Origin of the sequence: Anaerocolumna sp. (genome assembly GCF_032079385.1) — a bacterium.
Classification (GTDB): domain Bacteria; phylum Bacillota; class Clostridia; order Lachnospirales; family Lachnospiraceae; genus Anaerocolumna.
Genome location: NZ_DAMAUC010000007.1, coordinates 1 through 11,681 on the forward strand (window position 1 = coordinate 1; position 11,681 = coordinate 11,681).

Annotated in this window: 11 protein-coding genes; 10 read left to right on the forward strand and 1 reads right to left on the reverse strand. The window is 33.6% G+C overall.

Annotated elements, in window-relative coordinates:
- From RT261_RS07375 to RT261_RS07385, 3 genes are all read left to right on the forward strand, one after another.
- Positions 1-749 (forward strand): YitT family protein (locus tag RT261_RS07375; protein WP_313131262.1); only part of this gene is annotated, 749 nt, incomplete at its 5' end.
- A gap of 463 nt (positions 750-1,212) precedes the next feature.
- Positions 1,213-1,689 carry an RNA polymerase sigma factor gene (locus RT261_RS07380; protein ID WP_331665429.1) on the forward strand — a complete coding sequence of 159 codons (477 nt, stop codon included), beginning with the start codon at positions 1,213-1,215 and terminating at the stop codon, positions 1,687-1,689.
- The gene (locus RT261_RS07385) at positions 1,682-2,650 is read left to right on the forward strand and encodes a DUF4825 domain-containing protein (RefSeq protein ID WP_313131266.1); all 969 of its coding nucleotides are present in this window, start codon (positions 1,682-1,684) and stop codon (positions 2,648-2,650) included. The genes RT261_RS07380 and RT261_RS07385 overlap by 8 nt, the downstream gene beginning before the upstream one ends.
- A gap of 461 nt (positions 2,651-3,111) precedes the next feature.
- On the opposite strand, the gene ymfI is transcribed toward RT261_RS07385, so the two are convergent.
- Complete coding sequence (gene ymfI / locus RT261_RS07390) at positions 3,112-3,843, reverse strand: elongation factor P 5-aminopentanone reductase (RefSeq protein WP_313131267.1); 732 nt, start codon at positions 3,841-3,843, stop codon at positions 3,112-3,114.
- A 589-nt stretch (positions 3,844-4,432) separates the two neighbouring features.
- On the opposite strand from ymfI, the gene RT261_RS07395 reads away from it, so the two are divergent.
- From RT261_RS07395 to RT261_RS07425, 7 genes are all read left to right on the forward strand, one after another.
- The gene (locus RT261_RS07395; protein ID WP_313131268.1) at positions 4,433-4,861 is read left to right on the forward strand and encodes a hypothetical protein; all 429 of its coding nucleotides are present in this window, start codon (positions 4,433-4,435) and stop codon (positions 4,859-4,861) included.
- Between the two features lie 222 nt (positions 4,862-5,083).
- A complete protein-coding gene (locus RT261_RS07400; RefSeq protein WP_313131269.1) occupies positions 5,084-5,956 on the forward strand; it encodes a YitT family protein in 873 nt (290 codons plus the stop codon).
- 197 nt (positions 5,957-6,153) lie between these two features.
- A complete protein-coding gene (locus RT261_RS07405) occupies positions 6,154-7,266 on the forward strand; it encodes an ABC transporter ATP-binding protein (protein ID WP_313131271.1) in 1,113 nt (370 codons plus the stop codon).
- A 273-nt stretch (positions 7,267-7,539) separates the two neighbouring features.
- Positions 7,540-8,628, forward strand: a complete 1,089-nt coding sequence (locus tag RT261_RS07410; RefSeq protein WP_313131273.1) for a PucR family transcriptional regulator — start codon at positions 7,540-7,542, stop codon at positions 8,626-8,628.
- Between the two features lies 1 nt (position 8,629).
- Positions 8,630-9,367, forward strand: a complete 738-nt coding sequence (gene ftsE, locus RT261_RS07415) for a cell division ATP-binding protein FtsE (protein WP_313131274.1) — start codon at positions 8,630-8,632, stop codon at positions 9,365-9,367.
- The gene (gene ftsX, locus RT261_RS07420) at positions 9,357-10,271 is read left to right on the forward strand and encodes a permease-like cell division protein FtsX (protein WP_313131276.1); all 915 of its coding nucleotides are present in this window, start codon (positions 9,357-9,359) and stop codon (positions 10,269-10,271) included. The genes ftsE and ftsX overlap by 11 nt, the downstream gene beginning before the upstream one ends.
- A 66-nt stretch (positions 10,272-10,337) precedes the next feature.
- Positions 10,338-11,681, forward strand: a complete 1,344-nt coding sequence (locus tag RT261_RS07425; RefSeq protein WP_313131278.1) for a murein hydrolase activator EnvC family protein — start codon at positions 10,338-10,340, stop codon at positions 11,679-11,681.

Consider the following 11,681-nt stretch of genomic DNA (forward strand, 5'->3'; position numbering starts at 1 on the left):
CCGGTATAGCATTAAGTATTAATAATTTTAGTGGTTTGCCTGTATCATATCTTGTTTTTGGTTTTAATGTAACCATGTTCATTTTGGGCTTATTGGTTCTTGGAAAGAATTTCGCACTGACAACTTTGGTTAGTACATTCTGTTATCCCTTTGCGCTGGAATTGCTGCAAAAATTAGCAGGGGGATATAGGGTGACGAATGATATTTTTTTATGCACCCTTTTTGGAGGGATCTGTATCGGAACAGCAATCGCTATTGTTATCAGGGCGGGGGCAAGTACAGGCGGGATGGATATACCACCGTTGATTATCAATAAATACACCCGTATATCGGTTTCAGTAAGTTTATATGTTTTTGACTGCATAATACTTGCATTACAGGCCGCTTTTAGTGATAAAGAAAAAGTCCTCTATGGTATTGTTTTGGTGCTGGTATATACCATTGTTTTGGACCGGCTTCTTATGCTTGGTACAAACAAAATGCAGTTAAAAGTAGTAAGCAATAAAGCGGAGGCGATAAAGGCAGCAATTATTTCTGAGATTGACAGAGGCGTTACTCTTTTACATGGCAGGACAGGGTATTTGGAAAAAGAGACGGATATTTTATTAAGCGTGGTTTCAAACCGGGAACTTTATAAGGTAGAAAAATTAGTGCATCAAATAGATGAAGATGCTTTTGTCATGATTAGCCGTGTCAGCGAAGTAAGGGGAAGAGGGTTTAGTGAAGGAAAGAGATATTTAGAGAAATAGCAGGAGCAGAAATAAAATATATGGATTTTTAAGCCTTTGCAAATATTATATTTGCAGGGCTTTTTACTTTTTATGAAATAAATTGTATTATAAGAATAATGAGTTTTATTAAAAGAGTTTTGAAGCGTAATATAGATTAAAAACAATGACAAAAGATAATTTAAAATGTAATAAAAATTGACAGTATGTTTTTCGAATGGTTTACGTTTGAGGAGTGTGCTTTTGGATTTCTTATATGTGATTTGCATAAAATAGTTTTATTCATGCATAAAAGATTTACGCAATGTTTTACCAGTGATAAAATGGAAGAAGTTAAGATAATGGAAAAATCAATATAGTGCAGTTAAATGTTGGTTTAGTACAAACTAAGTGAAAAAAATTTAAATAAAACTGTAACGAATTCATGTTTCAAGCAATTAATAGATAGATTGAGCAGAAAGGAGGAAATCGCATAGTGGACTCCATGGAGCATATATATAAGATGCATGCAAAAACCGTTTATCGCTATTTACTGTCACTGACTCATAACGAAGATTTGGCCGAAGAGATTACACAGGAAACATTTTATCAGGCAGTGCGATGTGCCGGTAAGTATGATGGAAGCTGTAAAATATCTACGTGGCTTTGTGCAATAGCCAAAAATTCATGGCTGGCCTGGATGAAAAAGAATAAAAAGATAATGATTTCTGATGATGGGATAGAGACAGACACTGTATGCTCTGCAGAAAATATGGTAATTTCAGATATGAGCAAAGTGGAATTGATGCGAAAACTCCACCAGTTGAAGGAACCATTGCGAGAAGTAATATATTTGAGGTTAGCAGGGGAGTTATCATTTCGAGAAATCGGAGATATTATGGGAATGTCAGAAAACTGGGCAAGAGTCAACTATTTCAGGGGAAAAGAAAGACTGCTGAAGGAGGTAAAGAAAGATGAATGAAGGCTTAAAATGTGAAATCATAAAGGACCTGCTGCCATCTTATGTGGAAAAGCTGACAAGTGATGTAACCAATGCAGCTGTGGAATCACATATAAAAGATTGTAATGATTGTAAAAAGTTGCTGGACGATATGCAGCAGAATGAAGTGAAAAGCAATGAGGAAGATCAGAAGGAGATAGATTATCTTAAAAAGGTAAAACATCGTACATGGTATACGGCAGGAATCGGGATATTGATAACAGCTGCTGTTGTGATTAGTCTGTTTATCTGGAGGGTATTTGAACATGGATTTACTGTGTCGCCTGCCTCGACTCAGTATAATGTGAGCCTGGAAAATAATGTGCTGACATTCAGCGGAGAATTATTGGAGCCTTCCATGGCATATACCCATACAACTTTCAATGAAAAGGATGGGGTGATAAGGATATCTGTCTATGAGGCACCATCATCAATTTTAAATAGCAGTAATAAATTTACGGCGAGTTACCGTTTAAAAGGAAAGGCAGATACGGTTTATTTTGAAGATTTAATTGTATATAAAGACGAGCCTATTTCTAGAAAGGTCGCTGAAGTATATAATACAAAACATAAATATATTGGAGATATGCCTGCTAATTCAAAAGTTGCAGGAACTTTGGGTATCTACGGGGAATTGGGAGGTTTTTTAAATTCTCTTCAGACAACAGCAGAACCTTATGGCTGGACTTTAGAATTTCAAAATACAGTAGAAGCACAAAAAGAAGAATATTTTAATGAAAGAATGAAATCATTTGCATGTGCTATGTTGGCTGTCATTGATAATCTGAATACCGTATCATGGACTTATGAATGTAATGGTACCGTAGTAACACAAGCCCTCTCTGCTAAAGAGGCTTCTGCGTATGCAGGGAAAAATGTGAAAGAAGCTTCGAAGGATATTGTCCAGCTGCAGAATCTCATGAAGGCATTGGATTTATACTAAAGATAATATAGGTTTGGAATATGCTATAAAAAAAGAAAATATATACTCTAAGTAATAGTTAATTTATTTGGGCCGTTGAATAATTAAGTGCAATTTGTTTGTGCATATATTAATTTTAGGAGAAATGGTTGATATTTAGTGAAAAAATTTTTATAGAATTTCAGGTTTTGAACTTAATCACAATGCTCATAATCCATGAAATATTGTTCATATCCATGTTTCAGGAGCTACATCTATAACGGCTATTTGTGCGTGGCTCAGAGAAATACAAACCCAGATAATTTTAATAAGAATCCTTATAACGAAGCCTATTTACCGAATAAGAGGTAAATAGGCATTAAAATAATTCATAATCAAATAATTCATAATCAAATAATTCATAATCAAATAATTCATAATCAAATAATTCATAATAAACTCAATTCAAAACAACTTAAATCTTTATATAAGTGTATGGTGAATTATATCCATCCCCCATCTAAGGTTATAATTTGCCCTGTTAAATATTCATTTCCATGTGTAAGTTGATACACCAAATCTCCCACTTCTTCAGAAGTACCAAAACGATTGGAAGGTATTTCGTCAATTAAAGAATCTTTGTCCTCGTCACTTAAGAATCCGTTCATTTCTGTATCAATAACACCACATGCAATGGCATTTACCTGAATATTACTTGGGGCCAATTCTTTAGCCAGGGCTTTTGTAAAAGCATGTATACCTCCTTTTGATGCAGAATAAGCTACTTCACAGGAAGCTCCAACAGAACCCCATACAGAAGATATATTGATTATTTTTCCGGATTTGCGCGAAATCATATTGGGTACTGCAAGTCTGCAGCAATTAAATGCGGAAGTCAGATTGGTATCAATAACCTTGTGCCAGTCGTCAGAGGACATTTCAGTAAAAAGACCTATATAAGAAATGCCGGCATTATTCACTAATATATCTAAATGGCCAAATGTATTGTAAATTTGTTGAAATAATTCAGATGCAACATCATAATCACCAATGTCTCCAAGAAAAGACAGACAGGGAACATGATAACGTTCGATTTCTTTCTTTGCAGCCAGTAATTCATCTTCCCGATGAGCACAGTTTACAATAACAGAATAGCCTTCTTTGGCATATTTTATTGCTATGGCTTTTCCAATTCCTCTGGAGGAACCGGTAACTAATACGGTTTTATTTTTCATAATAACCTCGATTCTGGCATTTTAATGCCTTTAATAACAAATAGAATTTTTGAGTCAGTACAAATTAGATGCTACTGACTAACTCAATTATAGTATATTTTTTTATTATAGTGAATAAAAGAGGGTTTCATGATCTTACCGTTACGTACAGAAAACCTGAAATTTTCTACTCCGTTTATATCATGAATAAAAAAACAGTACTTAATTTTGACATTTCACTCAGAATTGTAAGTAAATCCGTTACTCCTTTTGTTTATGTTATGAACATAAAGCATGCCCATAATCTGGAACTTCACTGGAAAGTGAAAATAAGTTAGTATTTTACTATATTATTTTCATTATATCATACCATGGATAAAATTAAAGATATTCATTATCATTTGAAATTTATTTTATGTTTTTATTATGTTCAAGCAGATTATAACTATTTACAATAATAAAAATACATTTTTTAATATACTATTTGAATAATTAAAACAGAAGGCAATGCATTTTGCCCAATAGGCCTGTCAGACCTGATGTTCAGGCTTGTCAGCCCTATATATTTCTGATATACTATAGGGTACGTTGGAAAAGAAAGGATTTTAATATGCATAAGAAAAGAATCGGAATTCTTATAAGTTTTATAGTAATCCTGCTTATTGTTTTTAAAGTAGGCATTGAAGTTGGTGCAGCTACTTCTGAGCCGGGTTCTGCAGGTGATCCTTTAATTACAAAAAGTTATTTGGATAAAAGGTTGGGCGAATCTTCAGGAATGGGAAGCGGAAATTATAAAAGAGTAACGGTTAAGAAGAATGAAACCCTGACAGCTGGTGAAGGCTCTGAACTTATACTTTACTCTGGTAATGCAACAGTGAAAGGTCAGAATGGTTTAATTAACTTGTCCAGCGGAGACCTTTTTAAGAGCGGTAATACGATGGTAAAATATAATATATTTTTATCCCCGGATTCGGATTGCGGCATAAAGGCAACTACAACAGTTACACTATATATAAAAGGGAATTATAAGATTAGATAATGTAGATGTAATAATCTATTGATAATAGTTTATTGATTATAAAGCAGGGAGTGGAATAGTACAATTATTATCTATTATAGGTAAATATATTTGACTCTAAAAAGGAATGATAGATAATGTGTATTTTATTCAATCCTTACAAAATGTAAAGTGTTTTATGTAAAGTATAAATATAAATTAATTTGTAATGGTATAAATACTCTGGAGAAAAGGGACTTGTGTATGGAAAAATTTTTGATGAAATCAAAAGCAATGCATTATGTTTTTGTTTTAATAGGTGCTGTTTTAATGGCGGTATCTATTAATTTAGTATATGAACCTCTAGGAATGGTAACAGGGGGCATTACGGGTCTTGCAATCGTTATTAAGGAACTTACCGGTTTTATTATTAAAGGGGGGATACCTCTTTGGGTTACGAATATTATTCTTAATATACCTTTGATTATATTTGCTGTTTATATACTTGGCAAGAAACTTTTATTGAATACCTTATTTGCAACATTATGTTTATCAGCAGCGTTAGCATTAGTTCCGACAGTTAATATATTGCCGGAGGATTACCTATTGGCCGCTGTGTTTGGCGGGGCACTTGGTGGAATTGGATTAGGAATGATATTTGTTGCTTCCGCATCTACAGGCGGTACAGATCTATTGGCTATGCTGATTCATAGATTTAAACCATATTACTCCATTCCCCGGATTTTAATTGTCATCGATGGTTGTGTTGTAGCAGTCGGTGCCATAGTGTTTGGTATCTCTAAAACCTTGTATGCTATTATTGCTGTTTATATTACTACAAAAGTGTCGGATGGAATACTGGAAGGTTTAAAATTTGCAAAAATGGCTTATGTAATTTCAGATTCTTATGATGAAATTGCCAAAGCGATTATGGAGAAATTAGAACGTGGAGTTACTGGTGTTTATGCGAAAGGCATGTATTCTAATAAAGATAAAAAAATGCTGTTTTGTGTTGTATCAAAAAAAGAAATTGTAGATCTTACAGAGCTTGTCTCAGAAATTGACCCAAAAGCATTTATTATAGTAAGTGATGTAAGAGAAGTAATGGGAGAGGGCTTTATTGAATATAAACAGTAAATTTCAAATTTTTTATGCGAAAAATAGGTAAATGCCCTATTTTTGGAAAAGTGTATACAAATTAGACAAAAGGCTGGATTTTTATTTGTAAAAATGGGATATGGCATTCAAAGTACTATTAGTGTATGATTAGTAATATAGTAATAGTACAAGATAATATACTGAAAAAGACGAACCAATTTAGGGAGGAAATTATAATGGCAAGTTTATCTTTAAAGAACATTAACAAAACATATCCCAATGGCTTTGTTGCCGTAAAGGATTTTAATCTTGAGATTGCCGACAAAGAATTTATCATTTTTGTAGGACCATCAGGCTGTGGTAAATCTACTACACTTCGAATGATTGCCGGATTGGAAGAAATTACTGCTGGTGAATTATATATTGGGGATAAATTAGTTAATGATGTTGAACCAAAGGATAGAGACATTGCAATGGTTTTCCAAAACTATGCATTATATCCTCATATGTCAGTTTTTGATAATATGGCATTTGGTCTAAAACTAAGAAAAACTCCCAAGGATCAAATTGACAAGTTAGTTCATGAAGCTGCTAAAATCCTTGACATTGAGCATTTATTAGATCGTAAACCAAAGGCTTTATCTGGTGGACAAAGACAACGTGTTGCTATGGGTCGTGCTATTGTTCGTAATCCTAAGGTATTCCTTATGGACGAACCGTTATCAAACCTGGATGCTAAATTAAGAGTTCAGATGCGTATCGAAATTTCTAAATTACATCAGAGATTACAAACAACAATTATCTATGTTACTCATGACCAGACAGAGGCTATGACACTTGGTACAAGAATTGTTGTTATGAAAGATGGTTTAATCCAACAGGTAGATACACCTCAGAACTTATACAATAGTCCAAATAACTTATTCGTAGCTGGATTCATTGGATCACCTCAGATGAACATGATTGAATCTAAGGTTGTAAAATCTGGTTCTGATGTTTTATTACAATTCGGTACCAATTCCATTAAGTTACCGGAAGCAAAAGCGAAGAAGCTATTAGACAGCGGATATGAGAATAAAGACGTTATTCTTGGCGTACGTCCAGAAGATGTACATGATGAAGAAGTATTCATCAATAATTCCAAAGACAGCATAGTAGAAGCTACTGTAAAAGTATATGAATTATTAGGTGCTGAAGTTTATTTATACTTTACTGTTGATGAGTTTGATATTACTGCACGTGTTAATCCACGTACAACAGCAAGACCTGGTGATACTATCAAAGTAGCATTTGACTTAGGAAAAGTTCACATTTTTGACAAAGATACTGAGCAAGTAATAACACATTAATAGAATATAAAGACGTAAAAAAGACAAGGAACTGTAAAAGTGGGGGGACAGTTCCCTGTCTTTTTTTTGTGATTTTACGCAAAAATAAGCAGTACTGAATTAGTTTAATGAAAAAACTAATTAGTAAAACAGGTGATTTAACCTAATTGTACGAAAAATATCGTGAAAAATCTGTGATATTAGTTTACTTTTGACGAAAATAATGATAAAATGAGTGGGATAAGTATATATTAATAGAGAAAATTAAATTTTTACACTGAAGGAGTGGACGATATGATTTCCAATCAAATTTTACAAAATACAATTGAAGGTTTAAAAGCAATTACTCGTATTGATATTTGTGTAATGGATACAGAAGGTAAAGCTTTGGCTACAACTATAAATAATGCGGAAGATTATGAGAATGCAGTACTGGCATTTGTAGAATCCCCAGCAGATAGTCAGGTTTTACAAGGATATCAATTCTTTAAGGTGTTTGATGAACATCAGTTGGAATATGTTATTTTAGCAAAAGGAGACAGTGATGATGTTTATATGGTAGGAAAAATTGCTTCCTTCCAGATTCAGAATCTTCTTGTTGCTTACAAAGAAAGATATGATAAAGATAACTTTATCAAGAACTTATTGTTAGACAACTTACTGTTGGTGGATATTTATAATAGAGCCAAAAAACTTCATATTGAAACAGATGTAAGAAGAGTTGTCTTTATTATTGAAACTAAGAATGAAAAAGACGTGAATGCTCTTGAAACAGTAAGAAGCTTATTCTCAGGTAAAACAAAAGATTTTATCACTGCAGTTGATGAGAAAAACATAATTCTTGTAAAAGAATTAAAACAAAGTGAATCCTATGAAGATATGCAAAAAACAGCTAAGGTAATCTTAGATATGTTAAATACAGAAGCCATGACAAAAGTTCATGTGTCTTTCGGTACTATTGTTAATGAAATTAAAGATGTATCCAGATCCTATAAAGAAGCTAAAATGGCGTTGGATGTAGGAAAGATCTTCTATAGTGACAGAAATATAGTCGCTTATAATAATTTGGGAATTGGTCGTCTTATCTATCAATTACCTATGCCTTTATGTAAAATGTTTATCAAAGAAATTTTTGAAGGAAAATCACCGGATGATTTTGATGAAGAAACATTAACCACCATTAATAAATTCTTTGAAAACAGTTTAAATGTATCTGAAACTTCAAGACAATTATATATTCACAGAAACACATTAGTATACAGATTGGATAAATTACAAAAGAGCACCGGTTTGGATCTTAGAGTATTCGAAGACGCTATTACCTTTAAGATCGCATTGATGGTTGTAAAATACATGAAGTATATGGAGACATTGGAGTATTAATATGGCATTTTCCTATAATATAAGTAAACATTTAAGTGAATTAGAAACGCCAGTCATACGATTTGATCAAGTGACAAAAACTTACCATACCGGAACTACTGCACTAAGTAATGTGAACTTTCAGATTTTTAAGGGGGAATTCGTATTTATTGTAGGCAGCAGTGGTTCCGGAAAATCTACTCTTATTAAATTGATGTTAAAGGAAATAAGTCCAACCAGTGGAAGAATCTTTGTAAATCGAAGAGATTTATCAAGACTAAGACGTAGTCAGATTGCAAAGTATCGCAGGGGAGTTGGAGTGGTATTCCAGAATTTTAGATTACTCAAAGACCGAAATGTATATGAAAATGTTGCATTCGCCCAAAGGGTAATCGAAATTCCGGCTTACCAAATCAAGAAAAATGTACCTGCCATCCTATCCGTAATGGGACTGACAGACAAACATAATTCCCTGCCAGGTGAATTATCAGGTGGTGAACAGCAGAGAGTGGCTTTAGCCAGAGCACTTGTGAACAATCCGTCTATTTTGCTGGCAGACGAGCCAACTGGAAATTTGGATCCTAAAAACTCAATGGAAATAATGCACCTTTTAGAAGAAATTAATAAAAGAGGTACTACGGTGGTGGTTGTTACACATAATAAAGAAATCGTAGACATGATGCAAAAGAGAGTAATTACAATGAACAAAGGTATACTAATCAGTGATGAACAAAAAGGCGGATATACCCATGCGAATTAATACATTTATATATAGCTTAAGACAAGGATTAAAAAGCATAAGAAGAAACCGATTATTCTCACTTGCCTCTATTGGAACAATCTCAGCATGTTTGTTTTTATTCGGTATATTTTATTTTGTTGTAGCTAATTTTCAATATATGATAAAAACAGCCGAGACTTCAGTTGGGGTAACGGTTTTTTTTGATACAGGTACCGGTGAGGATAGAATAAAAGCCATTGGTGATGAAATTCGAAAAAGAGCTGAAGTATCTAAAGTGGTATATATTTCGGCAGAAGAGACATGGAATAATTACAAAGAGAAATATCTGACTAAAGAATTAGCCGAAACCTTTGGAGACGATAATCCCCTGGCAGATTCTGCTTCTTATTCGGTATATGTTAATGATATATCCATGCAGGAATCTCTGGTAAAATACATAAGTAAAATAGATGGAGTCAGACAGGTTAATCATTCTGATTCGGTTGCAGAAGGCCTGGAAAGCTTTAATTCTTTAGTGGGATATGTTTCCGCTGCAATTATTATCGTCTTACTGGCAGTTGCTATATTTTTAATTAGTACAACCGTTACCATGGGTATCTCGGTGAGAAAAGAAGAAATCTATATTATGAGGCTAATTGGCGCCACGGATTTTTTTATTAGATCACCATTTATTGTGGAAGGAATCATCATCGGATTCTTAGGTTCCATATTTCCGTTAGTGGGTTTATATTTTATTTATCATAAAGTAATATCTTACATAACGGAAAAATATATTAATATATTCAGTACCTTTGAATTCCTTAAAATAAATGATATATTCTCTAATCTTATTCCAATCTCCTTAGCCATAGGAATCGGAATCGGATTTGTAGGAAGCTTTATGACCGTGAGGAAACATTTACGAATAAAAGAAGTTAAGTAACTGATTACGGAAAGTGTGAATGATAAGTCATTCTTTCAAAGACTTTGAAAGGAGCATGTTACAAAAATGCACAAAAGCCAATTTGATAAGCACCAAAGCAGTAAAAAAAACATAGCCAGAAAAGGTTTCTATGGTATACTAATAACTCTATTGGTTATAATGGTAATAAATCCTTTCCGCATTTTATCCTTTGCAACTGAAATTGATAAAGCCAAAGATGAAAAAAGCAGCCTTGAAAGAAAGAAAGAAGAAACGGAAGCAAAAATTAAGGCATTAGAGAAGGATAAGAATGATATACTTAAATATATAGAAAAATTGGATATGGAGTTAAATACAATTGCGGGTGAGATTGAGGCATTAAACAAAGATATTGAACAGGTGAATAAGGATATAAAGATTGCCCAGGTAGAATTAGAAGCAGCACGTATTGCCGAGGCTAATCAATATGATACCATGAAAAAGCGTATCAAGTACATGTATGAGAATGGTAACACTACTTATTTTGATGTTATTATGCAGTCGGATAACCTTGCAGAACTATTAAATCATGTAGAATACATATCTAAAATTACCGAGTATGATAACCGTCTTTTAGATGAATATACCAGGTTAAAGCAAGATGTTATAGATAAAGAAGCTGCTCTTCAAAAGAAGCATGATGATCTTGAGGCTTTAAAAGCAGAACTTGCGTATGAAAAGGAGACAGTTGAAAAACTATCTGCAGATAAGAATAAAGAATTAAAGAAATACGAAGAGACTATAAAAGAAAATCAAGCGCTGTCTGAAGAATATAGCGATAAAATTGCAGAACAGGAAGAACAGATAGAGCAATTGCTGGAAGAAGCAAGAAGGCGTAAAGAAGAGGAAGAACGAAGAAAGAGAGAAGAAGAAGAACGCAGAAGAAAAGAAGAGGAAGAAAGAAGGAAACAGGAAAATAGTGAATCCGGTTCTACTTCTGGTTCTGATTCTGGGTCTGATTCTGGTTCCACTTCCGGTTCTTCATCCGGTACTGTCTCCGGTAACTTTATATGGCCTGTTCCTGCCAGCGGAAGAATAACATCAAACTTTGGAAGCAGAGAAAGTCCTACAGCAGGTGCAAGCACTTATCATAAAGGAATTGACATAGGTGCACCTTCAGGTTCCAATATAAAGGCGACCAAGAGTGGAGAAGTAGTTACTGCTACTTATAGTGTGTCAGCAGGTAATTACATCATGTTATATCATGGAGATGGTGTTTACACCGTATATATGCATTGTTCCAAATTATTGGTATCAGTAGGAGACTATGTAAATCAAGGTGATGCTATTGGATTAGTAGGTTCTACCGGATATTCAACTGGACCACATTTACATTTTGGTATAGTAATAGATGGCTCTTATGTAAACCCGCTAAATTACGTAAGCTATTAA